The 24391-nt window shown below is 42.1% G+C and carries 25 protein-coding genes; 18 read left to right on the top strand and 7 right to left on the bottom strand.

The window, feature by feature from the left end; translation table 11 throughout:
* Positions 1-243 precede the first annotated feature (243 nt).
* Both V7K21_RS08215 and V7K21_RS08210 read right to left on the bottom strand, forming a co-directional pair.
* Positions 244-1428, bottom strand: coding sequence for an esterase-like activity of phytase family protein (locus V7K21_RS08215; protein ID WP_335173185.1), 1185 nt, complete (start codon positions 1426-1428; stop codon positions 244-246).
* 140 nt (positions 1429-1568) lie between these two features.
* On the bottom strand, positions 1569-3032 hold the full coding sequence (locus tag V7K21_RS08210; RefSeq protein ID WP_335173183.1) for a TM0106 family RecB-like putative nuclease: 1464 nt from the start codon (positions 3030-3032) through the stop codon (positions 1569-1571).
* Between the two features lie 166 nt (positions 3033-3198).
* Between V7K21_RS08210 and V7K21_RS08205 the strand changes: the two genes are divergently transcribed.
* The 9 genes from V7K21_RS08205 (at position 3199) to V7K21_RS08165 (ending at position 10266) form a co-directional block, all read left to right on the top strand.
* Positions 3199-4389 (top strand): aminotransferase class V-fold PLP-dependent enzyme, encoded by a 1191-nt coding sequence (locus tag V7K21_RS08205; protein ID WP_335173181.1) that lies wholly within the window; start codon positions 3199-3201, stop codon positions 4387-4389.
* Positions 4390-4402: 13 nt separating this feature from the next.
* Positions 4403-4558: a hypothetical protein gene (locus tag V7K21_RS08200; protein WP_335173179.1), complete on the top strand. Its 156-nt coding sequence runs from the start codon at positions 4403-4405 to the stop codon at positions 4556-4558.
* A 77-nt stretch (positions 4559-4635) separates the two neighbouring features.
* The gene (locus V7K21_RS08195) at positions 4636-5031 is read left to right on the top strand and encodes an ATP-binding protein (protein WP_335173176.1); all 396 of its coding nucleotides are present in this window, start codon (positions 4636-4638) and stop codon (positions 5029-5031) included.
* A 138-nt stretch (positions 5032-5169) separates the two neighbouring features.
* The gene (locus V7K21_RS08190; RefSeq protein ID WP_335173174.1) at positions 5170-6252 is read left to right on the top strand and encodes a glycosyl transferase; all 1083 of its coding nucleotides are present in this window, start codon (positions 5170-5172) and stop codon (positions 6250-6252) included.
* A 219-nt stretch (positions 6253-6471) separates the two neighbouring features.
* On the top strand, positions 6472-6885 hold the full coding sequence (locus V7K21_RS08185; protein ID WP_334794959.1) for a secondary thiamine-phosphate synthase enzyme YjbQ: 414 nt from the start codon (positions 6472-6474) through the stop codon (positions 6883-6885).
* A 318-nt stretch (positions 6886-7203) separates the two neighbouring features.
* Positions 7204-7953, top strand: a complete 750-nt coding sequence (locus tag V7K21_RS08180) for a hypothetical protein (RefSeq protein ID WP_335173204.1) — start codon at positions 7204-7206, stop codon at positions 7951-7953.
* A gap of 96 nt (positions 7954-8049) precedes the next feature.
* The gene (locus tag V7K21_RS08175) at positions 8050-8859 is read left to right on the top strand and encodes a Nif3-like dinuclear metal center hexameric protein (RefSeq protein ID WP_335173172.1); all 810 of its coding nucleotides are present in this window, start codon (positions 8050-8052) and stop codon (positions 8857-8859) included.
* A 290-nt stretch (positions 8860-9149) separates the two neighbouring features.
* Positions 9150-9359 carry a hypothetical protein gene (locus tag V7K21_RS08170; RefSeq protein ID WP_273763352.1) on the top strand — a complete coding sequence of 70 codons (210 nt, stop codon included), beginning with the start codon at positions 9150-9152 and terminating at the stop codon, positions 9357-9359.
* Positions 9360-9954: 595 nt separating this feature from the next.
* Positions 9955-10266 (top strand): DUF6679 family protein, encoded by a 312-nt coding sequence (locus V7K21_RS08165; protein WP_012408115.1) that lies wholly within the window; start codon positions 9955-9957, stop codon positions 10264-10266.
* 47 nt (positions 10267-10313) lie between these two features.
* On the opposite strand, the gene V7K21_RS08160 is transcribed toward V7K21_RS08165, so the two are convergent.
* On the bottom strand, positions 10314-11984 hold the full coding sequence (locus V7K21_RS08160; RefSeq protein ID WP_335173170.1) for an MBL fold metallo-hydrolase: 1671 nt from the start codon (positions 11982-11984) through the stop codon (positions 10314-10316).
* Between the two features lie 482 nt (positions 11985-12466).
* Here V7K21_RS08160 and V7K21_RS08155 point away from each other — a divergent pair, with 482 nt between their 5' ends.
* The gene (locus V7K21_RS08155) at positions 12467-12592 is read left to right on the top strand and encodes a hypothetical protein (protein WP_335173168.1); all 126 of its coding nucleotides are present in this window, start codon (positions 12467-12469) and stop codon (positions 12590-12592) included.
* 16 nt (positions 12593-12608) lie between these two features.
* On the opposite strand, the gene V7K21_RS08150 is transcribed toward V7K21_RS08155, so the two are convergent.
* A complete protein-coding gene (locus V7K21_RS08150; protein WP_442948857.1) occupies positions 12609-12800 on the bottom strand; it encodes a DUF29 family protein in 192 nt (63 codons plus the stop codon).
* 186 nt (positions 12801-12986) lie between these two features.
* Positions 12987-13304 carry a hypothetical protein gene (locus tag V7K21_RS08145; protein ID WP_335173166.1) on the bottom strand — a complete coding sequence of 106 codons (318 nt, stop codon included), beginning with the start codon at positions 13302-13304 and terminating at the stop codon, positions 12987-12989.
* Positions 13305-13441: 137 nt separating this feature from the next.
* On the opposite strand from V7K21_RS08145, the gene V7K21_RS08140 reads away from it, so the two are divergent.
* The 3 genes from V7K21_RS08140 (at position 13442) to V7K21_RS08130 (ending at position 16021) form a co-directional block, all read left to right on the top strand.
* Entirely contained in the window at positions 13442-14323 is an 882-nt protein-coding gene (locus V7K21_RS08140) for an Npun_R2479 family HD domain-containing metalloprotein (protein ID WP_335173164.1), read from the top strand.
* Between the two features lie 134 nt (positions 14324-14457).
* Positions 14458-15573, top strand: coding sequence for an ABC transporter permease (locus V7K21_RS08135; protein WP_335173162.1), 1116 nt, complete (start codon positions 14458-14460; stop codon positions 15571-15573).
* 301 nt (positions 15574-15874) lie between these two features.
* Complete coding sequence (locus V7K21_RS08130) at positions 15875-16021, top strand: hypothetical protein (protein ID WP_335173160.1); 147 nt, start codon at positions 15875-15877, stop codon at positions 16019-16021.
* Positions 16022-16037: 16 nt separating this feature from the next.
* On the opposite strand, the gene V7K21_RS08125 is transcribed toward V7K21_RS08130, so the two are convergent.
* Both V7K21_RS08125 and V7K21_RS08120 read right to left on the bottom strand, forming a co-directional pair.
* Positions 16038-17063, bottom strand: coding sequence for an ABC transporter permease (locus tag V7K21_RS08125; protein WP_335173158.1), 1026 nt, complete (start codon positions 17061-17063; stop codon positions 16038-16040).
* 197 nt (positions 17064-17260) lie between these two features.
* Complete coding sequence (locus tag V7K21_RS08120; RefSeq protein WP_335173156.1) at positions 17261-18913, bottom strand: ABC transporter substrate-binding protein; 1653 nt, start codon at positions 18911-18913, stop codon at positions 17261-17263.
* 644 nt (positions 18914-19557) lie between these two features.
* Here V7K21_RS08120 and V7K21_RS08115 point away from each other — a divergent pair.
* From V7K21_RS08115 to V7K21_RS08095, 5 genes are all read left to right on the top strand, one after another.
* The gene (locus V7K21_RS08115) at positions 19558-19884 is read left to right on the top strand and encodes a hypothetical protein (protein ID WP_335173154.1); all 327 of its coding nucleotides are present in this window, start codon (positions 19558-19560) and stop codon (positions 19882-19884) included.
* A 432-nt stretch (positions 19885-20316) separates the two neighbouring features.
* On the top strand, positions 20317-21846 hold the full coding sequence (psbB, locus tag V7K21_RS08110) for a photosystem II chlorophyll-binding protein CP47 (protein WP_273763383.1): 1530 nt from the start codon (positions 20317-20319) through the stop codon (positions 21844-21846).
* A gap of 97 nt (positions 21847-21943) precedes the next feature.
* Positions 21944-22051, top strand: a complete 108-nt coding sequence (locus V7K21_RS08105; RefSeq protein WP_084227385.1) for a photosystem II reaction center protein T — start codon at positions 21944-21946, stop codon at positions 22049-22051.
* Positions 22052-22347: 296 nt separating this feature from the next.
* Positions 22348-23475 (top strand): 30S ribosomal protein S1, encoded by a 1128-nt coding sequence (locus V7K21_RS08100; RefSeq protein ID WP_335173152.1) that lies wholly within the window; start codon positions 22348-22350, stop codon positions 23473-23475.
* 159 nt (positions 23476-23634) lie between these two features.
* Positions 23635-24369, top strand: coding sequence for an HAD family hydrolase (locus V7K21_RS08095; protein WP_335173150.1), 735 nt, complete (start codon positions 23635-23637; stop codon positions 24367-24369).
* Positions 24370-24391 lie beyond the last annotated feature (22 nt).

The following is a 24391-nucleotide window of genomic DNA, read 5'->3' as shown; positions in this document are numbered from 1 at the left end:
TTTTTAAATTTAAATCTCAAAAAAAATCTTACTTTTTATAATATTAATCCTCTGCTGTAATCATGGTTAACCTCTATACAAAATTCCCTAATCATTGTATAACATATTTATTAATGAATACGGTTGAGAAATTACACGTAAACTAAAAATAGGCAAGATAAAGTTGCCTAGTAAATTCAGTGAATACACAGGAATAAGCTTCAAACAAGTGAATAGCAGTAAAGGTGCGATGCCTCTGTACAGCTAACGGTTGAGATTCGGGAGTAAACGGCGTAATAATCTAATTAATGGTGTTTCAATTTTAATTTTAAAGGCTAATATCTGGGTGCGTTGCAGGGAGTTAAAATTGTTATCACTGATGAGAATTAATGATTGCTGTCCATCGGGTAGTTTAGGCCCAAGAGTTAAGCCTTCGATGTTATCTAGGAGTACATCTAAGGTTCTTAAATCTAACAGCAGTTTTTTCGGCACTGGTTTAATACTCTTGGAATTAATTGCTAAAAGGCTATCAATCTTATGAATATCATCGGCTCCTTCTAAAGAAACCTGAAACAGGAAAATAGCAAATCCTAAACCAGTAAAAGACCGTTCTAAACTTAGGAAGTGTCCTTGATTATCGAGAGCAAGTAAATCAGGTAATCCACTAACGAATTTGCCAGTTAAATTCAAATAGGGTGAAACTGGTTCAGTTTGGTAAAGAAATTCCTTTTCTGACTGGTTGTTGAGCAAGTTGTATTGCAAAATGCGGCAAGGACTACCGATGTTAGGTTTAGCTGCGACACCATCTTGAATTAGAGCATTTTCGGTAGCTGTGAATAGATGCTTTTTATCAGGTGTGATAGTGAGGCTTTCAAAAGCCAAATTGTTACGGATACCTTTCTGACTACTTTTATCTGGCAAAAATTTGCTTGGTATAGAAAGTGTTTTAATTTCTCTACCAGAAAAGAGCAAAAACTCTTTGATAAAAGGATTAATTAATTTTCCAGTATCGCCTTCAGAAGAAATAAACACAGTTGCTTTATTAGTTAAGGCAATACCTTCTGTATCACTTTCACCAGGGCGAAATGTTTGACCATTTTCATTTAATAATGTGGTAACACTGACAGGAAGAACTTTACCTTTTTGTAGCTCACCCTTGCTTAAGTCAATTTTCAGAGTGTAGAAACGGGCGGCAGCTTTTTTTCCTCGGTCATCAGAAATAGCATAATAAAGGTTGTTTTTTGCATCATATGTAATTCCAGATAAACCTCCAACTTCAGTTTTTTTAAAGATTAAACCTTTTGGTAAAGTGGCTTCCCCGATAAACTCTATGCTACTGACTTCAACGGCATTTGTATATAAATTTATGAATAAAAAAATGATAATTATAATTGCGAACAAGAAATAAATAACTCGTGGGATTACGAAGATTTTTTTAATTAGCTGCATAGAATTTTTTTTTAATCTAAAAATTATGAATAAGATATTATGCTAAAGGATGCAACATGTGTTAGTGCTGCATATCTGTGCGCCACTACAAATAACATGTATTCCAAGCAATTGAAAACCTTTAAAAAATACGAAATTACTTAAGCAAGTCGCAAACCATATTCATCTTGAAAAAAGTTGACAAGCCAATCTTTCACTCTGTGAGTAGCGCGGCAATCATCTTCGTTGTAACTTTGGATAATTTCTAATAAGGTGCGATCGCCTGTTTCTAGCCACTGATCATACCAGTAAATACATTTAGCGCCACTAGCTTCTTTTTCCCGCCACTCAAATCCTAACCAACGAGCGATCGCTTTCAGGGCATAGCTTTCTACAGGCAATGTTACACTTTGGGTTAATTGTTCATACACATCCACAAATCGATTCAATACAGGACGCACTGAAGCGTATGGAGTGTTGTAAAGCTTTGCCAACCGTTTGACTGTATCAAACTCGTAGACACAAAAATGATAAATTGGCGCTTCGGGATATTGCCAAACTAAATCCAAAAATTGCTGCCAAACTAATTCTTCATCTTCTGGTTTATCTGCTAAAAACGAATAAAACTGTTCTGTATTGGCAAGTCTATCAACGACCAAAACCCCCAAAAGATAATCTAAATCCAAGTCTGGTTGTGCCTCAATATCAAAGTAAAGCTCTATGGGTGCTGTGAATGTAATATCTTTAATTGGTAGCGGGTAGGGCAATATTATGGGTCGTCTTTCGAGTGCAGATTGAGCTTGCACTACTAGCTTGGGCGCTACTTCCCTGTCGAAACCAAGTAGGTTTTCTAAGGTGCTGGGACTGGTGTTGGCGAGAGATTCCAGTGTAGTGATGGCTAGGGCTTGCAGTTGAGTGTAGCGAATGGGTGTTACACCTGGTAACAGTGAGAGATGTTTTTCAGATTGAGCAACGGCATAACATTGACTATACCAATGGCAAAGATTGCACTTTTGCCGAGAAATAAACACCTCTGGCGGATTCGGTAACTCTAAAACTTGAATAAACTCCTCCAGAATCTGCTGCATCCGTGGTATCCATTTGAAAAGATCCACCGCATAACTTCTGTCATTGGTTCGCCGCAATAAAAGCCAAGCTATTTCTGGTACAACTCCCTGCACTGTCGCCAAAACTTGGGCATGAAATGCGGCGACAACTTGATATTCTTGCTTAGGGCGCTTACCCAGTTCAATACCAGCCGGGACGTACATCCAGTCTCCAAAACGGGACTGTCCTGGCTGTTTGACGAGTAAATTTGGACGACTCAGTAAAGTGTATCCTTCAGAATAAGTTGCTAATAGTACTCCTTTATAAATATAGTCCACCCCACGCTGCATCAATTCTAAAGTTGCCGCCTCTCCCTTTTCCCAGTTTCCGTATGGATAATCTGGTTGGTGATAGGTCAGATGTGCTAGAAAACTCAGCTGATGTGTGCTTTTATCCTGTTGTAGTTTTCGCAGCAACTCATTGGCATCATCGCGTTGACTTTTGTCACCGTGGATATCTAGAAAAGGCCGGCGTTTACAGCGTTGGTATTGCAGTAGGAGTTCAGCATTAATTAGCATCCTTTTAAGTTAACAAGAATTAGCACACTCTGGGAGGAACTCAGACAATTAATAATGGAGTGGGCGAGACGAGAGAGATCAGGGAGATGAAAAACTAATGACCAATGACTAATGGCTTTTGACTAATCCAAAATCCAAAATCTAAAATCTAAAATCTAAAATTGGTATGACCAGTACTTCTGTCGCACAAACCAGGTTGGATAGCCATCGAGAGCAATTTCCCGCTTTAGCGAATAAGGCTTATTTCAATTATGGGGGACAAGGGCCGATGCCCCAAAGGGCAATGGATGCTATGACCCAAACTCAAGCTCATGTTCAGCACATAGGCCCCTTTGGCAATGAGGCATATCGCTGGATAGCGCCCCAGACCCAAGCCGCAAGAGAAGCGATCGCTTCGGAGTTACATGCACCAAGTCAAACAATTACCCTCACACAGAATGTCACTGTTGGCTGTAATATCGCCATGTGGGGCATTGAGTGGCGGGCTGGCGACCATATGCTGCTCTCAGACTGCGAACATCCAGGTGTGATTGCCACAGCACAAGAAATCGCGCGGAGATTCGCTGTGGAAGTTACTACCTGTCCTCTAAAAGCGACTTTAAATGAGGGTGACCCCGTAAAAGTTATTATCCAGCACTTACGCCCTAATACTCGTCTTGTGATATTGAGTCATGTTTTCTGGAATACTGGTCAAGTTTTACCTCTTGATAAAATTGCCGAAGTATGCAGAAATAATCATTCTTTACTACTGATAGATGCTGCCCAATCTGCTGGTTTGTTGCCTTTAAATTTGACTGAATTGGGAGTAGATTTTTATGCTTTCACTGGTCATAAATGGTTATGTGGCCCTGCGGGTGCCGGTGGTTTGTATGTCCGACCAGAAGCCCGAGAAAGCCTGAAACCTACATTTATTGGCTTGAATGGCATTGTTGTGGATAGTCAATCTCAGCCTGTGGATTGGCTTCCAGATGGGCGACGATACGAAGTGTCTACATTAGCTTATCCGTTGTATGTTGGGTTACGGGAGGCGATCGCAATCCATCAGCAATGGGGAACCTCACAGGAACGTTACGAGCAAATTTGCCATAACAGTGAGTACTTCTGGCAGCGGTTAGTAGCGTTACCCGATGTCAAATGTCTACGAACTTCCCCACCCGAAAGCGGTATTGTCTCGTTCCAACTCCTAAATAATCAGCCCCAAGCTCATCTCAAGTTGGTGCAATTTTTAGATTCACAAAGAATATTAACTCGGACAATTGCCGATCCTAGTTGTATACGCGCCACCATCCATTACTTTACTTTAGAATCGGAAATCGACCAATTGCTTGAGGCGATTCAGAGTTTTAGCAAAATGTAGGCTAAGTCCAGCTTTGCGTGAAATCGTAGCGTTTTTAATGCAAGGGGACGCATTGGCATTGTCAGTCGATGCATTGGCATTGTCAGTCGATGCATTGGCATTGTCAGCCGATGCATTGGCATTGCCAAATTTAATTCGTTACGAATTAATGAAATGCTGTACTAAGTAGGCTGTGTTGTAACGCACTTTTACTAGTGCGTTATGCTATCTCAAGCTAAAAGGCTGTACTTAACTCTGCTGAACTAAATGAAAACCCTTTATTTACTTTGTGGCTTGGCGTTTTCTGGTAAAAGTACCTTGGCTAAAGCAATAGTCAATTACCTAAACTGTGCATTTGTAAGTCTGGATGATATCAATAAAGAGCGAGGACTTGGTTTTGGTGGAGATGGTATTTCCGTTGAAGAGTGGGAAAATACTCACCAGATCGCAATTGGTATTTTGGATAATTTAATGCAGCTAGAAGAAGACATCGTTCTTGATGATACAAACTGTTTTCGTTGGTTGCGTGACAGATTTAGAGAGGTCGCCAAACGACATAATTATGAAACCAAAGTAATTTACCTTGATATTCAGCTAGAGGAAATTTACATAAGAATGCAAATGAATGAACAGACTAAAAAACGTCAAGGAATTAAAAAGTAAATTTTCACCGAACTAATGCAAAATTTTCAGCCTCCTGAAATAGACGAAAATATTTTGCTATTCCAGAATGAATGCACTATCAAAGATTGGCTAGAACTGAATTGTATTCTCCAATAATTTCTAATTTTTAACATTAAAATGAAACGCCCAATCTTATACATAGCCATAACTAACCACGGCTTTGGTCATGCTACCCGCACGGCTTCTGTAGCTGCAACAATTCAAAAATTATATCCAGAAGTTCTGCTAATTCTGGTGAGTACTGCCCCACGCTGGTTGCTAGAGTGTTACATAGAAGGCGATTTTATCTATCGTCCCCGTGCATTTGATTTGGGTGTGGTGCAAACCGATAGTTTGACAATGGATAAAGTAGCGACTTTAGAAAAGTTGTTGGATATTAAGAAGCATCAAAATTCGCTCATTGCCTCAGAAGTGAATTTTATCCGCCAAAATCGCGTTAATCTCATTTTGGCAGATATTCCCTTCCTTGCTCCTGGGTTTGCCAAAGGTGCAAATATTCCCTGCTGGATGATGAGTAACTTTGGCTGGGACTTTATCTACCGAGATTGGGGAGGCGAATTTACCGCAGTTGCAGATTGGATTAGTGATTGGTACTCAAAGTGCGATCGCCTGTTTCGTCTACCCTTCCATGAACCGATGCAAGCTTTTAACAATATCACAGATATCGGCTTAACAGGCGGTTCCCCCCGTTACTCTGCTGATGATTTACGTTCTCTTTGGGGAATAACTACAGCAGTTGAAAAAACTATTTTGTTGACCTTTGGCGGCTTGGGTTTACAGCAAATCCCCTATGATAACCTGCGGCGATTTTCAGATTGGCAATTCATCGTATTTGATCAATCTGCCCCTGATTTACCTAATTTAGTGAAAATTGATGACCGCAAATACCGCCCTGTAGATTTTATGCCTATTTGTGGACGAGTCGTTTCTAAACCTGGTTACAGTACTTTTTCCGAAGCAACAATACTACAAGTGCCTATTATTACTATACCACGTGAAGATTTTGCTGAAGCGAATTTTATCCTAGAAGGCATAATTAATTATAACCAGCACCAAATCATCACCCCTTCTGAGTTTTTTCAAGGGACTTGGGATTTTTTGCGTGAGTTACCTCAACCACCAAAGCAATCTCAACTAATTGCCAAGGATGGTAATGAAGCGATCGCTCATGCTATTGTCAACTATTTTCGCAGTAATTAAGCTTGACTTAACTTATAGCCTTTCATCGCCTACTAGCTATTTGCTGAGAAGGTTATAACTGTTTTCAATTATGTAAAATACAGTAGGGAGGCGCAGATGTGCGCCCGAAGCGCGTATTGCATCCAAACCAGAACCGCTATAAACTTTATTTATATGGTGAGGCAAATCATCCAAACTAAAAAATCAACGGTTATTAGTCAATAATCAATCAAATTACAGATGACTCACTACCAAAAGTTACTGAAAATTTCCACCACGGGCAAATCTTTTTCTAACATCACCGCGAAAATTGAAGCTATAGTTGCAGAGTCGGGAGTGGAAACTGGTCTTTGTACTCTATTTTTGCGCCACACTTCAGCCAGTTTAGTGATCCAAGAAAATGCTGATCCCGATGTCCTTATGGATCTGGCTAATTTTATGGCAAAACTCGCGCCAGAATCAGGCAAATACATCCACGATGCAGAAGGCCCTGATGATATGCCGGCACATATTCGTACCGCACTCACTCATACTTCTGAACATATCCCTATTAATCGCGGTCATTTGGTGCTAGGAACTTGGCAGGGAATTTATATTTGGGAACATCGCCAGCGCAGTCATTCGAGGGAATTAGTTATCCACATTTCTGGATAGTGAGTTCTCAAATTTAATTCATTTAAGGTGTGACTTTGTAGAGTTGAAACGCCCTATTTACACTGTGTAACTTTTGGGTAAAATATCGTGAACTTCGCAGTCATATGCATTAAATAAATTTCGCTGCGTAGGCGTAGCCCGTCGTAGACATCGCTTTTTTACAAAAATTATTGATGTGAAATTTACCAGATAGACAATGAATAATTTATGAAAATTTGTAAATTAAAAAGTTAAGTTTATTTGTGATTCTTGAATAATCTATTTTTCGAGCTATAAACTAAAATTTTAGTGGAAGCTGTCTGGGCTATTTCAATTATTATGAAGCAAGAACTGACACCAACTCATACTTTCCAATTTATTGATAAAATCTTCGCCCAGCAGTCTGTTAATATGTTATCACTTAATCCCCAAAAAAGATTAATTACCAGTTTTGCAGAATTGGGGAATTTTATTACTGAACAAAACACCGATATTGAATTTATTACAACCCTTCAGGAAACTCTCGAATCTATAGTGTATACTCAGTTGCAAAATTTTCCAGAAAACATCTTCTGGGATTATGGTTTTCTGGTAAGTAGTATGCTCAGGCAGGCTATAGTCGCAGATGAGGGTGCTGTTGCTTTTTTAAAAGTTTTTGGCAAAAAAATGGTTTTACTGACAGAGATGTTCGGAAATAAAACGCAAATGCGCTTCCGTTACGTTCACGATTTTATGTATGGATTTGAGTGGGCAAGATGGGTACAAAAAGAACCACAAAATCGGGCACATATAGAGCCTTTTAGTCTGGTTTTTTTGGATTATTTGCTCGTAAAAGGCAAGGAACTTTTACAACGTATTAGTCACGGTCAGATCACATCTTATAAACTATGTGAAACAGGTTATCGCAATCCCTTCACATTTTCTCGTGAACCAGAAGATGAATACCGTCTGCTAACTTATCTTGCTGAAGAACAACTTATCCCAGTAGCAATGTGGAACTGGAATGCTAGCCCAGTATGGAACAAACCTTTTCAAGAAATGCGCCAGCAATTAGCATTAAAATTAAATATTCAACCACAGAGACACTGATAAAAAATTCAAAATTCGAAATTCAAAAATTGAACCCTTTACAAGGCAAGTATTTAGCTACTTGCTGCATACAAAATAATTGCCTGGAAAAATCGGATGAAAATTGGTGATTTAATTACTTGGTTTGAAGCATGGGCAAATCCTGCTTGGTGTGAAAGCTGGGATAATTGTGGCTGGCAGATTGAACCAGGAGTTTTGCACGAAAAAACACGGGTTTTGGTGTGTTTGACACCGACTTTGGCAGTAATGCAGGAAGCGATCGCTCTTAATGCTAATCTGATATTTGCCCATCACCCCTTGATTTTTACTCCTCCTAAGTCATTACGCAGTGGTGAAGCGATCGCAGAAATGATCCGGTTAGCTTTTACCCACAATATTGGTATTTACACTGCTCACACGAATTTTGACCAAGTACAGGATGGTACTGCTGACGTTTTAGCTCAGATTTTAGAACTAAAGGAAGTTACTCCCATAGTACCTACACAAGCAGGTTTAGGATATGGTCGTGTTGGTTGGCTAGAACCATTTCTGACATTACAGGAATTACTGGCAGCAATTAAAACCCGACTTGCTCCCCCTCATTTGATTTTTTCCCCAACTGCTGATTTACAGCAAACAATTTCACGAGTTGCCGTTTTGGGTGGTTCGGGGGCTAGTTACATTTCAGCTGTCGTTAAAACTGGCGCTCAAGCTTATCTGACTTCTGACTGTAAGTTTCATCAGTTTCAAGAAAGCCGCGATGCCTACGGCGGGCTGGGCCTACGCAATCTAATTTTAATCGATGCTGGACATTATGCTACTGAACGTCCTGCTTGCGAGCGCTTGGTACAAAAATTCCAGTCCTTAAATCTAGACTGGGTGAAATTGAGTCAAAAGGATGAGGATTTCCGCCAGTTTTTTGCTTGATTGCTTATGTTTCACTATATTTTTTGGATACTTGCCTAAAAGTTTTTTTATATTTTAATATTGTCAAACCATCCGGCTGATCAACATTAATACTGAATAATTTGTGTTAAATGCTTTGCGTATATAACTAGCACTCCCATCGAAAACTCTTATCATAACCTATTATAGTGATGCAGATCACTAATTACGTGTAATTATAATCACATGATTTTCATGTTCCATATCAATTAGTAGCAGCGGGAAATGTTCCACACTTGAGGTAACAAATTGTTTACTTTGCCCTAACCAAGATGATTCGCACAATCGTTGAATCTGCTTTCCAAACTGGATATCTTAGTGTTGAATCTGAGGGTTTACTCCATCAAGTGGTAGCTACTAAATGCTATCAGTCAGAAGATTTACCAGCCCTTGCAGCCCTATACAATGCAGTTCGCGCAGGTAAAATTAAACGAGAAGCGTCTTCGTCGAACAAGCTTATGGAATTATGCCCTACCATATAAATCTCCCTGCTCCTCCAAAAAAAGCAGAGGAACAGAGGGAAGCTACCTGATGCACTCCTCACTCTCTTGGCTTTTCTTTAGCCATGATCAGGCAAAAACCTTAAAAACTTAAAACTCTTTGGGTGTTGTTGTTGAAAATCATCAAGGTCAGCAAGAGAATGAGTTAAGATCAGATACACATGGGTAAAAGTAAAGCCAAGTCCTCGGACTTCCCAGTAATGCCAATGACTAAAAGTAGGCAAATTAAACAACCGCAATCAACGATTATTTTTGAGTATTCTTTATTACATAATGGTAATAATGACTCACCAGCATATATGAATCTGGTTAGGACTGATCCCGAATTGTTTGACTTCTATGAAGCAGACATTTCTTAGAATGAGCCGGAGGAGATTAAGTTCATTGCTAGATCAAACACTGATTTATGACCCAAAATTTCCCAATATTTTGACAACTATAAGCAAGTATTGGGATTGGTTTATGAAGCGTACTTGTTCTGAACGGTGAAATTAACCTCTTAAAGGTGTAATGTAATGGGGTAGAACCCAGATTTTGAAAGGTTTAACTACGTTGTTTAAAAAGGCAGAAACAATACATGCTACACCGCAAGATTTATCAACTGTGTTGCGATGGGCGCGAGGTATGTGTTTTCTTGCGGGACCAGCAACGCTGGATTGAACGCGCCCGCATCATAGACATAGAGGGAGATTTAGTGACCCTACGCTATGAAACAGAAGAAGAGGACGAAGTTTGTTCTTGGGAAGAAATGGTTCGCCTTGAGAGCATTGGTGCTGTAACGCAAAAATTAGCTTCAGTGCCACGCGGGAATGTGGAACCTCTGATGACTGAAGACTGTCCCGAAGCAGAGCGCATCCACAATCGTTACACTGACTCGAATCCAGAATAATCAGTGCTGAGTGCTGAGGGCTGAGTTAATAAATCCTAACTCAGTCCTCAAGACTCAGGATTAGATAAACCTTCAAAAGCAGGACAGTAACCTTCTAGAGTTACCTTAAAGTTATATAACGGGGAAGCTGGGTTCCAACACCGCTGCCCCCTTTGATGTCGGCAAGTACCGCAACAGTCTACATCTGTCCATGTATAGTGATCGCTATTTTGGTTGAGCAGTTCTCGTTGAGACAATCCCCTTAAGACTAGTTCTTCCCCTTGCCAACGAGCTTCGATTAAGCCAGTATCGGCAAATTGCCGCCAACGAGGATCGGTAGTAATCACATTAGGTAGGGTGATTGTGATTATTGTTCCCAACTCTGTCAGTTCGCCTTCGTAGTTAGTTTCTGGTGCTGCCGGTTGTAAAAATGTATCACCGATAGGCAGTTCTACTAAAGTCTCCGCAGCCGGAGAATGTATATGGTAGCGGTTTTGCAACTCCTCTAAGCTAGTCAGGTCTGCCAAGTAGGCAGGAGAACCGTGGACAAAAATGACGTGCTGGGGTCGCAAATTATGAATTAGCTGCGTAGTACCAGGGCCATCACTATGTTGAGCCAGGAGATAGCTTTCGACAGTGGTGGGTGCTAAATATTCTTTGTTAACTTTTATATCAATTTTTTCTGGTAGCAGGATCAGCCAAGGGCCAGTGTCTAATTGGCAGTGCTTACCCAAATCAGTTGTAGAGTCAGTGAGGACAATACAAGGTGATTTGCCGACAATAGCACGATGTTCTGGCTGCAAACGACGCACGCGGGGACGCACCCGTTCATCCCAAAATAAGGGTTGATGACGGGCGAAGTTTTGTACGGATGGGGGAAGGTGGGCTAGCAGTTCTAGGTAGGCATCACACCCAGTGGCCACAGCACCATCTACCCAGATATCTAAATCTCGTCCGGTGAAGTGGTGATGAGACCGTAGGAGCATTAATAATTCTTGACCCAATCCTAAAGCCGGGGTGGGAAGGATTACAGAACAATGGTCAGCGATCGCCCGATTAATTCGCTCTGCTAGTTGATTTTCTTGGTTGCGGCGGTGAGGATGGCGGGATGTACCGTAACTGCCTTCGATGATTAGCACATCCAAATCTAAGCCCCGCAGTTCCTCCAAGCGTAAACCTTCTACCAGGCGGGAGTTTGATAAGAAAAAGTCCCCTGTATATAGTAGCTTGTAAGTACGCTGCTGGGTGGTGTAGGTGAGCAGAATTGCCACTGCCCCTGGTAGATGCCCTGCGGGAAATAATTCTGCTACCAGACCATCTTGGAATTCCACAGGCGATCGCAATGGCAAGGCATGACAAAATTGGGAAATCTCCTGAGGATCTTGGTCTAGCCAATTCAGCGGCAGTAACTTGCTGGTTACTTCGCTACCATAAATCGGTAACTTTGGAAAAGCTTTATGCAGTGCCAGTAGGCCTCTGGCGTGATCTGGGTGGGCGTGACTAATCAAAACTAAATCTGCTGGTAGGGGCGAACTAGCTCCCCGTCCCGACTTAGTAAGCCCCTTAGCTAACGATGAAATATCCTCCAAACCACAGTCTAACAGGATGCGGTGTGGCCCCATCTTCACCAATAGACACACGCCCTCATCGTAATGCTGGACACTATAGGACAAACATTCTAATTCACTACCCGCTTCCCCAGCATCTACGCGAGAGGATGCCGACAGATTATCCCTCATGCTCTCCTCCCCTCAAACCTCATCATCATAGACATATCCCAAAATCCAAAAATTACACAAATTTTGGTTTTGTGACTTAGGGGTAAGTTTTATTGTGCGCCCCTACACCCGGAGAATACAGATTTTTGATTGGGGAGGACGCCTCCACCGAACCCGCACTGGTTCGGAAAGGTGGATTAACGAAAAGCAAACAAACTAAAAGCTAAAGAATGCCTCTTGTTTATTTTACCTTTGCAAATTCTGAGCGCTCTTAGCCAACTCATCCTATGAAAAGTCGCCCAAACGTCGTACAGATTTATCTCAGTGTGCAGAGCCATTGCCGTGATAGTTATCTGAATCATAGAATCCATTTTTCGTGCCAAAAAATAAGCACGAAAGCGTAAATATAACTGTTAATCCAGCTAGAATCAGCTTTACATCCATTTGTTTGCTGCCCCTTACTTAAAGACTTTCCTATATTAATTTAGTGCTTCTGCAATCAAATGCAATCACTAGAAAATCTTCACTATGCTTATGTGGATTGGGCAATAGGTAAATTTACCGCAATCAGTCAGATTGTAGAACTTTTCGGTTCACCTGTCTATCCATCTAGATGTGAAGCAGTATGACAACAGGAGCAATCCTCTACAGCCCGTAAAAATCCTCATCTAGAATCTGGTCAATGGAAAAAGGACAAACCGTGGGATACTCACTTTCCTGGGGTATCCGAACCCCAAATTTAGCCAGCTTACCTTCCTTAATCGCTAGCTTGTGAGCATCTGGGTAGGCTTCTTCCACTGCCTCTAACAGAAAACTTTTTAGAGATGGTTTGCTCAATCCATAATTGCAAATCCTGATCGTATAGGGTGTTAGGCATTCCTTAGATCAACTCCCAGTTGTTTAACATTCCAGCTAAACTCTAAATCTTGAACTTACTCAACGATCATAGGGATGAAAGCGATCGCACAATCTTAAGGAATGGGGATTTGGCGATCGCTTAAATTAAATTTCGCCAAGTTGGCATCATTGTCGCCGATGGTAGCAAGGGAAGCAGTCTGAGTGATCGCCTAATTGCAACCCACTCTTGATTTCCACTTTGTCGCCATTGGCAGTTCCCACCTGGGTTTGCGGCGGCACAGCAGTAACATCACCTACTCTAGCTAGTTTCTCGGCGATCGCTCCAGCAATCGGCGTACGCACCACAGTTTGTCCCAACTGAGTTTGTAGTTGTTGCACCTTAGCAGCACTGCTGCGGACATCAGCTTTGGCTTTGTTGATAATAGCTTGGGCGTTACCAATATTCGCCTGGGCACTGCGAATATTAGGCTGGGCACTATGCACATTACAACATTTTTAACAAGAGTAATTACTTAGAAAGATGCTAAAAAAGTTTATGTAGATTATGATACATAAAATTGTCTAATCTCATTTAGCTACTATAGGTCACACACCATTGGTATTTACCAAAGTAACCAGATATGTTTAATGCCACTGAAATTTTAATTGATGCTTTTGTAAATGAAATTCGAGAAGGCTACCGTCGCACCTATGGCTGCTTCAAAAATGATTATCAGGACATTATCGCCTGGGCTGGTAACATGGCTTTGGAAAACATTGCCAATAGCGACGCCCTTTACCACAATGTTGAACACACTGTCCTTGTCACCCTGGTAGGGCAAGAAATCTTACGTGGCAAACACATTAGGGAAGGCGGTGTTTCCAGTGAAGACTGGTTGCATTGTATCATTTCCTTACTGAGTCATGATATTGGCTACGTTAAGGGAGTTTGCCGACAAGACCGAGAAACAGCAGGCTTATATGCCACGGGTAAAAATGGCAAAATGATTTCTGTAGCTCCTGGCGCTTCTGATGCTAGTCTGACGCCGTATCATGTTGATAGAGCGAAGCTTTTTATTGATGAGCGTTTTGGAGGTCACAAGTTAATAGATGCTCAGGCAATTAAGAGCAATATTGAATTGACTCGATTTCCTGTGCCTGCGGCAGAAGATCATCAAGATACAAAGTGCTTTGCAGGGTTAGTCCGGGCTGCTGATTTAATTGGTCAACTAAGCGACCCACGTTACTTGAAGAAAATTACTTCTTTATTTTACGAGTTTGAAGAAACTGGTGTAAATAAAGTTTTGGGCTATAAAACCCCTGCCGATTTACGGAATAACTACGCTAAATTTTACTGGAATGGCGTCTATCCCTATATCCAAGAGGGACTGCATTATTTATCATTGACACAACAGGGAAAACAAATTCTCGCTAATCTTTACTCAAATGTGTTTGTTGTAGAACATGAAAAACAACAGGAAGAACAGCAGCGATATTTAAATAAGTTAGGAGTGGGGAGTTGAAAGTTAGAAGAGACGCGATTAATCGCGTCTGTACAAGAGTTTGGAGTTTGGAGTTGAGAATTATTAATCATGAGTTATGAATTAAGATAAAAGTTTAATAACTCATAACTCATAACTTATAACTCCTAACTACTATGGATTGGTGGCGACGACTAAAGAAAAATCCTTTGGCACGATTTGGGGCAATTTTGCTGTTAGTTTTCTACATAGCAGTAATTGCAGCCGATTTCGTGGCTCCTTATGATCCCTATGCTTCACAGGCCAATGGTTCACTGCTGCCACCAACTAAGATACACTGGGTTTCTCAGTCAGGACAGTTTATTGGGCCCCATGTTTATCCGACGACTCAAGGAGATACTAATTTAGAAACAGGCGATCGCCAACTCGTTGTAGACTTCAAAAAACCCTCACCTCTGCGTCTATTTGTCTCCGGGCCAGAATACCGATTGTTGCAGATGAGTTTGCCATTACCTCCGAAGTGGGATGAAGTCACAATCTTTCCTGGTATCCCCTTAAATTGGCATTTGTTTGGCACAACAAGTGGGGCAAAATTCAACATCTTGGGCACTGATGACCAAGGCCGCGACGAATTTAGTCGCCTGCTGCATGGCGGTCGCATCAGTATGTTTATTGGGATTTTTGGTATTATCATTGCCTATCCCCTCGGTTTGCTCATCGGGGGAATTTCTGGCTATTTCGGCGGTGTGACTGATAGCATTATTATGCGCTTGGCAGAAGTAGTAATGACTTTCCCTAGTATTTATCTTTTGGTGACTTTGGGAGCAGTCTTACCAGCTGGTTTAAGCAGTACCCAGCGCTTTTTGCTGATTGTGGTGATTACTTCGGTTATTCGCTGGGCTGGTTTAGCACGGGTCATTCGCGGACAGGTACTATCAATTAAAGAGCGAGAATTTGTGCAAGCGGTACGCGCAATGGGCGGGAACCCACTCTATATCATCCTCCGCCACGTTTTGCCGCAAACGGCTAGTTATATAGTTATCTCTGCTACTCTTGCAATTCCTAGCTTTATTGAATCAGAAGCGATACTGAGTCTCATCGGCTTGGGAATTCAACAACCAGACCCCTCTTGGGGCAATATGCTTTCTCTGGCTAGCAATGCTTCAATTTTGGTACTGCAACCTTGGTTAATCTGGCCGCCGGCTGTGCTGATTATCTTCACAGTGCTAGCATTCAATTTACTCGGTGATGGACTCAGAGATGCCCTTGACCCCCGGAGTTTGAGAAGATAAGCTCTCAAAATAGCAAATGCTGTCGCCGATATAGCAAATGCGTACGCTCTATTCTGCTGCTGCAAAACCCAACGGCGAAACAGTTCTACCATAATCCGCCTGCTTCCCTGAGTTTCCTCAACGACATCATGACGCTTCAGAGTATTCAGCACTTCATAGCTTAGAGCTTTTTTTAGTGCCATTCGGTTGTCAACCGTTTCATTACTCAACTAATCGGTTCGGTTTAGCTGTTTGGGGAATTCGCCAACGGTATGCGTATCTCGGCTCAATGCCTAATTGGTTACGCTCTCTAAACCAGTAGGTGAGCCAAAATCTTTGGGTACTGAAAGCACAAAAGGTGGTGACCGTCTGGAACTATATATTGAGCATTGATTTAAGCGAATATTATCTCAAAAATGTAAATAAAATTCTTGGTATTTTAGCCAGTGGTATTTCTCAAGAAAATTAACAAAATATGAAACAGCTTAATATCGAATTCGCGGATCTACATAAGCATTTAAAATATCAATCAAAATGCTGGCACTCACAACGATCGCACCAAAAAATACTAGCACTCCCTGGACTGTGGGATAATCGCGATCAGCGATCGCTTGATACAATCTATTCGCTAACCCAGGCCAAGAAAATGTTACCTCTGTCAAAATGGCCCCACCCAATAGAGACGCAAAAGTTAATCCCAAGACTGTAATTACTGGAATTAAGGCATTTTTTAAGGCATGGGAGGCTAAAATCTTATTTTCACCAATACCTCTGGCTCTAGCCGCTTCTACATAATCTGCTTGCAAGGTTTGCTTTAAATTCACCCGCACAATTCGCTCAAAAATCCCACTGAGCAAAATTCCTAGTGTGAGACTTGGTAGAGCAAGATGGTGCAAAGATGTGAAAAACTGGGTGAAATTTCCACCGAGCAAGCTATCAATTGTATACAATCCAGTCACAGGAGTGGGAGCCGGAAGATTGGGCGGAAAGCGGTTGGAATTGGGAAACCAACCCAGTTGGACTGAGAAAATCAACTGCAAAAGCATTCCCGCCCAAAACATGGGGAGTGCATAGGTGATGATCCCAAATAAGCGCCCACCGACATCGAAATATGTTCCAGGACGAGAAGCCGAAAGAGTCCCAACCGCAATTCCGATGAAGAGTGCAACCGCCATGCTACATACTGCTAACTCCACCGTCGCCGGAAAATATTGTCCAATTATGTCCCAGACATTCTCTCCCCGACTCAACAAAGAACTTCCCAAGTCAAAACGCAGGATGCTTCCCAAATAATTGAGGTACTGTAGCCACAGGGGAAGGTTTAAACCAAGTTGTTTTCGTAATTCTTCTTTAGCTGCTTCTGGCGCACGTCCACCGAGAATTGCATCTGCTGGATCTCCTGGTGTTGCTCTTAGTAAGAGAAATACAATGGTGATAATCGTTAATAGCTGAAGTGGTGCGAGAAGCAACCGAGAAACAATGTAATATTGTAAAGCTTTAGAGCGAGACATATTTATATTTAGTTAGAAGTTAGGAGTTAGGAGTTGATAATTTGGAGTTAGAAATTAAGAAAGACAGCAAGCCTGTAAAAATTATTTAATTGCTGCATTGAGTGAAGTGGAATATCTCTGTTTAAACCAGAATCACATTCCTGATTTTGGGACTTTTACAGGAAGTATAATTTTTAACTTCTAACTCCTAACTCAACTTACTTTTTAATTGTCTGGTAAATCAAAATTTGGGTGGGGTTAAGTTGTACGCTGTTCACACCTTTTTGGGCAAATACATAGTCTTTGCTTTGCCATAAGGGAACGTAAGGTACATCACTAGTTACTTGCGTTTGAATTTCTGTAAAAATTTTCTGACGCGCTTCGGGGTTTTGTTCTTTGCGTTGCTGATCAATCAATTTATTCATGGCTTCGCTATAGTAAAACGAACCCTGACTTTGACTGCCTCCATCTTCACATCCCTTAGCAACTGAACCTTTATCACAAGACAAAAACGGCTGCACGTAATTATCTGGGTCTAAAAAGTCTGGATACCAATCAAGTAAAGCTGCTGGATATAATCCCTTAGTAATGTCTTTAAAGAAGGCTGGCCCTTCGGCGGGGGTAACTTCAAATTGCAGAATTCCATCCATTTTGACATCGACAAGGGATTTGAGTGTCTGTGCTGCCAAAGTACGAGTAGGTGAACTAGAAGGATACCAAATTTGTACTTTAGCGGGATTTTCTTTGGAGAAACCAGCAGTAGTTAACAATTTTTTAGCTTGATCAAAGTTAGCATCACCATATTTATCTTTAAATAATGGCTGGGAAATATTGAACGTCGTGGGAATCATACTATAAAGCGGATCTGCTTGACCAAGCAACGCCCGCTCATTTAAAAGTGGACGGTCAATTATTGATGCGATCGCTTGTCTTACCTCTAATTTATCTAAAGGCTTTTGATTTCGATTTAATACCAGATAACTTACTACACTACCTTCAGCTGCGATCGCTTGCCAATCCCCTTTTTTACCACCTTCTTCCAAGCTGCGATTTTGATCTGGCTGTAGCGACAGATAAGCTACATCGACTGCACCTGTACGGAAAGCATTAAACAAATTAACCGGACTAGTTTGAATTTGGAGGTTAACACCCTTGTTAGCTGGTTTTTCTCCCCAATACTTATCAAACGGATCAAATCGGATTGAATCAGTACCATACTGTCCTAATTTGTAAGGGCCAGTTCCCACAAAAATATTTGGCTTAAATTTACCAGCACCGAGTTCGTAAGCTTTTGGTGAAACTGCACACACCCCAGGAAACGCCAGGAGTGAGGGAAACGCTGCAAAGGGCTTTTTCAGCTTAATTGTTAACTCATACTCGCTTGTAGTTTTTACCGAATCTACTATATCAGCTAATAAAAATGAGGGTTTTCCTTTATTTTGAATAAAGCGATTGATAGTAAACGCCATCGCTTGGGCGTTGAAGGGAGTCCCATCGTGAAAAACCACTCCCTGACGTAAGGGAATGGTATAAGTTAAGCCATCTTGACTAACTTTGGGTAATGCTGTAGCTAGCTGGGGCTTAATTTCTATACTTCCTGGTTCGTAGGTGTAAAGGCGATCGCTCATATTAAACACCAAACCTAAGGATGCTAACTCATAAGCATCAGCCGGATCAAGGGTTCTCGGCTTTGCTGTTGTACCTATAGTAATACGACCATCACCTGTAGGGCTATTTACAGAACCGGATGGCGGCGTAGAAAGCTTAGGACGAGGAGCGCAACTAACAACTAAAAATAAACATAGACAGAACAAAGATAGGAATTGTGTAATCCGACCCCACCGTTTCACGGACAAGGAAAACCAGGTCATGGCAATAATATTTTTGATATCAGCGGTCAGCAATTTTACTACATTTGTGACTCTTGTGCTAAATATTCATGAAATATAGTGGTTCTCGGTTCTCGTACCCTGCCTTAAGCTGTCACGTGTCTATGGATGGAACACCTGCTTTGGTTGCCAATGCCTATGGCTTAGTATATACGTGTAAAAAACAGAATTTGCACAGCCAAGTGAGAGAAAACTTGTTCTACATTATGACTCCGTAACCTTCTAAATCAAAAATTTGTGGCGGATGCTCAACTTCATGGTTAAGTTTATTGCTACTGTGCGATCGCACTATTTGTTACAAAAAATCATTGACAAAAATACAGAAACTTACATTTGTTAAGTACTGAAAAATTTTTATTTAATTAAGATTTTAAACATTGGCTGAATTTGTCGTAAATTCATAGTTACTAGTGAATAGCTTTGTTAAGCTTTGACCTTAGTCCAAGTAATGTACATAATAAAACGGGAGCATGTTACCGCTTGGACATAACTACCTGTTGAGCGATTTTTCGTAGAGATCGGGTGCATGGTTTTACTTAACAAATCTAGTGTTTATACATCAGCGAAATCAAGCGATCGCGACATCGTGAACAGCAGATTGAAAGTCTAATAGTGAGACTAAAACCGTGAAGTATTTCTTTCTATCTGAGGGATGGGCAGTTGCTAGAGTCTGGGCATCTGATGGACTCTGGCAAATCGCTGCATGGCGACGCCAACCAGATATTCAGCGAATGAATATTTGCTTAGTAGAACAAAACGAATTGCTATGGCTTTATCGAGTTGAAGAAGCCGTTTTAACCGTGGAAGTTAAACCAACAACACCAGCGATCGCCAGTAAGACTATAGGTCAAGTAGTACTCAAGCGTTTGATGAGCGCTGAACAGGTGATTGAACGCCTGGGTACGGCTGAGACGAAATGTCAACTGCAAAACATCCAATTGGTGGTTCAGTAGGAGAGCAGGGGGGCAGAGGGGAACTTTCTCAGGGTCTTCCCTATTCCCTCCACCTCTCTTCCTCTTCGCCTCTTCGTAAAGAAAAAATAAGCAAATTTAATCTATGATGGGTATTGGTAGCGAAAAAACTTGGAGATGCTACGCGATCGCATCAATTTACACGCTTGCAAACAATTCCATCAATAGTTACACTTTTTAAAACATTCTCATTTTTGCTTGGCGGTGGCTACCCTACAAGGTAAACCTCCCGAAGCGAGTAAGCATTGCCTCATCTCCCACGCTGTCTGACTTATAAGACTAAGCTGTGGTGAAACTCTGGCTCTGGCAATAACAAAAAACAAGAGAGAGTTTTCTGAGTGGCGACTTTCGTTTATCAGAATCTCAGTAAGAAAATTGCTTTGTAAACTAACTCATCGAGGAGGAGCGTAGTCAATGGGACTACCCTGGTACCGAGTACATACAGTCGTTCTGAATGATCCAGGGCGACTGATTTCTGTACACCTGATGCACACAGCCTTAGTAGCAGGCTGGGCTGGTTCGATGGCACTCTACGAACTAGCTGTTTTTGACCCTAGCGATCCGATTCTCAACCCGATGTGGCGTCAAGGGATGTTCGTCCTGCCCTTCATGTCACGTTTGGGCGTCACCCAATCTTGGGGTGGCTGGAACGTTACTGGTGGTCCAGCAACTGATCCTGGCTTCTGGTCATTTGAAGGCGTTGCTGCGGCTCACATTGTTCTTTCAGGTCTTTTGTTCCTAGCCGCCGTATGGCACTGGGTTTACTGGGATTTGGAACTCTTTAGAGATCCCCGCACTGGTGAACCCGCCCTAGACTTGCCAAAAATGTTTGGCATTCACCTGTTCTTATCTGGTCTACTTTGTTTTGGCTTTGGTGCTTTTCACGTTACCGGACTATTTGGCCCAGGGATTTGGGTTTCTGACGCTTATGGAATTACTGGGGCTGCCCAGGGGGTAGCACCGGAATGGGGGCCAGATGGTTTTAACCCATATAACCCTGGTGGTATTGCGGCTCACCACATTGCTGCTGGTGTTGTTGGTATTATTGCAGGCTTATTCCACCTCACAGTCAGACCCCCCGAACGGCTCTACAAAGCCCTACGGATGGGGAACATTGAAACAGTACTTTCTAGCAGTATTGCAGCAGTCTTCTTTGCTGCTTTCGTTGTTGCTGGTACTATGTGGTACGGTAACGCCGCCACTCCAATCGAATTGTTTGGCCCTACCCGCTACCAATGGGATCAGAGTTACTTCCGTCAAGAAATTCAGCGTCGCGTCCAAACAAACGTTGCCCAAGGTGCAACCCTTGACCAAGCTTGGTCGGGGATTCCCGAAAAGCTGGCTTTCTATGATTATGTCGGTAATAGCCCCGCTAAAGGCGGTCTATTCCGTACAGGGCCTATGGTCAAGGGTGATGGGATTGCCCAATCTTGGCAAGGTCACGGCGTATTCAAAGATTCTGAAGGACGGGAATTGACCGTGCGTCGTCTCCCCAACTTCTTTGAAACCTTCCCAGTGATTTTGACCGATGCAGATGGAATTGTCCGCGCTGACATTCCCTTCCGTCGAGCAGAATCTAAGTACAGCTTTGAGCAATCTGGTGTCACTGTCAGTTTCTACGGTGGTGATCTAAACGGTAAGACCTTTACAGAACCAGCTGATGTGAAGAAGTATGCCCGTAAGGCTCAAGGCGGTGAAATCTTTGAATTTGACCGGGAAACCTTGAACTCTGATGGTGTATTCCGCACCAGCCCTAGAGGTTGGTTTACCTTTGGACACGCCGTATTTGCTCTGTTGTTCTTCTTTGGTCATCTCTGGCATGGCGCTCGGACAATCTACCGAGACGTGTTTGCTGGTGTTGATGCGGATCTAGAAGAGCAAGTTGAGTGGGGTCTGTTCCAGAAAGTGGGTGACAAATCAACCCGCCGCAAGGAAGCCCTTTAATTTCAATGCTGAGTCATGAGTCCACAGTTGAGAGTTAAGGCTCTGACTCAGCACTAAAAACTTTAATTACTGGCTCGATAGGCAGGAACTTATAAATATGGAAAGCGTTGCGTACATCTTGATTTTTACTCTGTGTATAGGTACTCTCTTCTTTGCGATCGCATTTCGCGAACCACCTCGCTTTGAAAAACCAAAAGATAAGTAGAGCCTATTACCAGACCTGGAAGCGGATTTAATTTTAGTATCCGTTGTTACTAATTGTGGTAGCAACGGATATTATTGTTTTTGTCCTTTGTTGGTTTTAACTACCAAGTAAATGACCAACCATTTTAATATTGTGATATAATTCCCAATCTTGGGAGTAGATATGTGTTAATACTAGCTTTTCTGCGCTAGGATGAAAAAGGATGTGTTATGTAAGCTGCCATGAAACTGCTTGTATAACATACATCGCACTTGTGGCACAACCTTTACGGAGACTAGAACCGGGAACAAATAAGCATGGTCAATCAGAATTTAACCGCTACAGAAATTGGATTTACTCACGAAGATTTCGCTGCTCTACTTGACAAATACGACTATCATTTTAGCCCTGGTGATGTTGTCCCAGGAACAGTTTTCAGTATAGAGCCGCGCGGCGCTCTGATTGACATTGGTGCTAAAACCGCAGCATATATACCTATACAAGAAATGTCTATTAACCGGGTAGATAGCCCGGAAGAAGTCTTACAGTCAAACGAAACGCGGGAATTTTTCATTCTTACCGATGAAAACGAAGATGGTCAATTAACTCTTTCCATTCGCCGGATTGAATATATGCGGGCTTGGGAGCGCGTGCGACAGTTGCAAGCAGAAGATGCTACTGTGCGTTCTGGTGTGTTTGCAACCAATCGCGGCGGAGCATTAGTACGGATTGAGGGATTACGTGGCTTTATCCCTGGTTCCCACATCAGTACCCGCAAACCTAAAGAAGAATTGGTAGGCGAAGATCTGCCATTGAAATTCTTAGAGGTGGACGAAGAACGTAACCGCCTAGTTCTATCTCACCGTCGGGCGCTGGTTGAGCGGAAGATGAACCGCCTAGAAGTTGGTGAAGTAGTAATTGGTACAGTTCGTGGCATCAAGCCCTACGGTGCTTTCATCGACATTGGCGGCGTCAGTGGACTACTACACATTTCTGAGATTTCCCACGAACATATTGATACACCTCATAGCGTATTCAATGTCAATGATGAAGTGAAAGTTATGATCATTGACTTGGATGCAGAAAGGGGTCGGATTTCCCTATCTACCAAGCAGCTAGAACCCGAACCCGGAGACATGATTAAGAATCGGGATTTGGTCTACGATAAGGCAGAAGAAATGGCTGCTAAGTATCGTGAACAACTCTTAGCCAAGCAACAAAGTGCTACTGCTACGCCTGCTGCAACTGGGGAAGCTGTTGCAGAAGAAGAGATTCCACCAGCCGCAGAACTTGAAGAAGAGATTCCACCAGCCGCAGAACTTGAAGAAGAGATTCCACCAGCGACGGAAACTGAAGAGGAAATTCCAGCAGCTGCAGAACTTGAAGAAGAGATTCCATCAGCGACGGAAACTGAAGAGGAAATTCCAGCAGCGATTGAACAATAATACATTTATAGTTTTACTTGTCTTTAAGTAAGAGTATTAAATCATTATATAAAGAGGGTTTTCCCCTCTTTTTTTATGTGGAGAATTGGCCAAAGTTAGCAATAAAAACTCATAACTGATAACTGATTACAGATAACTAAATAAGTGGGGTAAAATATTGTGGCAACTATTAAATGTGGAAACATTACTTTTGATAATATCCAGGCAATTTTATTTGACAAAAATGGTACTCTGGAAGATTCAGAAACATATTTGCGATCGCTCGCACAAAGGGCAGCGAGGTTGATAGATGCTCAAATTCCTGGTATTGGGGAACCGCTATTAATGGCATTTGGCGTCAATGGTAGTAGCCTAAATCCAGCAGGTTTGATAGCGGTGGCGAGTCGCCGCGAAACAGAAGTTGCATCTGCGGCATATATTGCCGAAACTGGAAGAGAATGGTTTGAGTCCTTAAAAATAGCCCGTCAAGCTTTGGATGAAGCGGAGAAATACATTGAACAAACTCCTTCACCGCTGTTTGTGGGTAGCTTAGACTTATTGAAATACCTACGGGAAGGGGGTTTGAAACTTGGCATCCTCTCAGCTGCAACAACTAAAGAAGTACATAACTTTGTAGCGAATCACCAATTAAGTGATTATATCCAGTTGGAAATGGGAGTAGATGAGGGGCCCAGTAAACCAGATCCAGTGCTATTTTTGCAAGCTTGTGAAGCCTTGGAAGTGGAACCAGGCGCTACATTGATGGTGGGTGATTCAGTTGGTGATATGCAAATGGCGCGTAATGCTAAAGCCGCAGGTTGTATTGGTATCACTTGGGTGGGTAAGTCGGATAACGTCCGAGGTGCGGATGTGGTGATTAATCAACTTGATGAAATCCAGATTTTAGAGAATTAGAAGATGCGACTATTTCACCTTT

Origin of the sequence: Nostoc sp., from assembly GCF_036919595.1 — a bacterium.
Lineage (GTDB): Bacteria > Cyanobacteriota > Cyanobacteriia > Cyanobacteriales > Nostocaceae > Nostoc.
The sequence above is the reverse complement of the archived record's forward strand: the minus strand, read 5'-3'. Positions and strand labels throughout refer to the sequence as shown.

Bases quoted from the DNA above. Each gene is read 5' to 3' on its own strand.
- V7K21_RS08215 (WP_335173185.1), bottom strand. From the start codon at position 1,428: ATGCAGCTAATTAAAAAAATCTTCGTAATCCCACGAGTTATTTATTTC.
- V7K21_RS08100 (WP_335173152.1), top strand. From the start codon at position 22,348: ATGGTCAATCAGAATTTAACCGCTACAGAAATTGGATTTACTCACGAA.
- V7K21_RS08170 (WP_273763352.1), top strand. From the start codon at position 9,150: ATGATTCGCACAATCGTTGAATCTGCTTTCCAAACTGGATATCTTAGT.
- V7K21_RS08180 (WP_335173204.1), top strand. From the start codon at position 7,204: ATGAAGCAAGAACTGACACCAACTCATACTTTCCAATTTATTGATAAA.
- V7K21_RS08185 (WP_334794959.1), top strand. From the start codon at position 6,472: ATGACTCACTACCAAAAGTTACTGAAAATTTCCACCACGGGCAAATCT.
- V7K21_RS08210 (WP_335173183.1), bottom strand. From the start codon at position 3,032: ATGCTAATTAATGCTGAACTCCTACTGCAATACCAACGCTGTAAACGC.
- psbB (WP_273763383.1), top strand. From the start codon at position 20,317: ATGGGACTACCCTGGTACCGAGTACATACAGTCGTTCTGAATGATCCA.
- V7K21_RS08165 (WP_012408115.1), top strand. From the start codon at position 9,955: ATGCTACACCGCAAGATTTATCAACTGTGTTGCGATGGGCGCGAGGTA.
- V7K21_RS08190 (WP_335173174.1), top strand. From the start codon at position 5,170: ATGAAACGCCCAATCTTATACATAGCCATAACTAACCACGGCTTTGGT.
- V7K21_RS08140 (WP_335173164.1), top strand. From the start codon at position 13,442: ATGTTTAATGCCACTGAAATTTTAATTGATGCTTTTGTAAATGAAATT.
- V7K21_RS08160 (WP_335173170.1), bottom strand. From the start codon at position 11,984: ATGAGGGATAATCTGTCGGCATCCTCTCGCGTAGATGCTGGGGAAGCG.
- V7K21_RS08155 (WP_335173168.1), top strand. From the start codon at position 12,467: ATGCAATCACTAGAAAATCTTCACTATGCTTATGTGGATTGGGCAATA.
- V7K21_RS08195 (WP_335173176.1), top strand. From the start codon at position 4,636: ATGAAAACCCTTTATTTACTTTGTGGCTTGGCGTTTTCTGGTAAAAGT.
- V7K21_RS08175 (WP_335173172.1), top strand. From the start codon at position 8,050: ATGAAAATTGGTGATTTAATTACTTGGTTTGAAGCATGGGCAAATCCT.
- V7K21_RS08105 (WP_084227385.1), top strand. From the start codon at position 21,944: ATGGAAAGCGTTGCGTACATCTTGATTTTTACTCTGTGTATAGGTACT.
- V7K21_RS08135 (WP_335173162.1), top strand. From the start codon at position 14,458: ATGGATTGGTGGCGACGACTAAAGAAAAATCCTTTGGCACGATTTGGG.
- V7K21_RS08125 (WP_335173158.1), bottom strand. From the start codon at position 17,063: ATGTCTCGCTCTAAAGCTTTACAATATTACATTGTTTCTCGGTTGCTT.
- V7K21_RS08205 (WP_335173181.1), top strand. From the start codon at position 3,199: ATGACCAGTACTTCTGTCGCACAAACCAGGTTGGATAGCCATCGAGAG.
- V7K21_RS08120 (WP_335173156.1), bottom strand. From the start codon at position 18,913: ATGACCTGGTTTTCCTTGTCCGTGAAACGGTGGGGTCGGATTACACAA.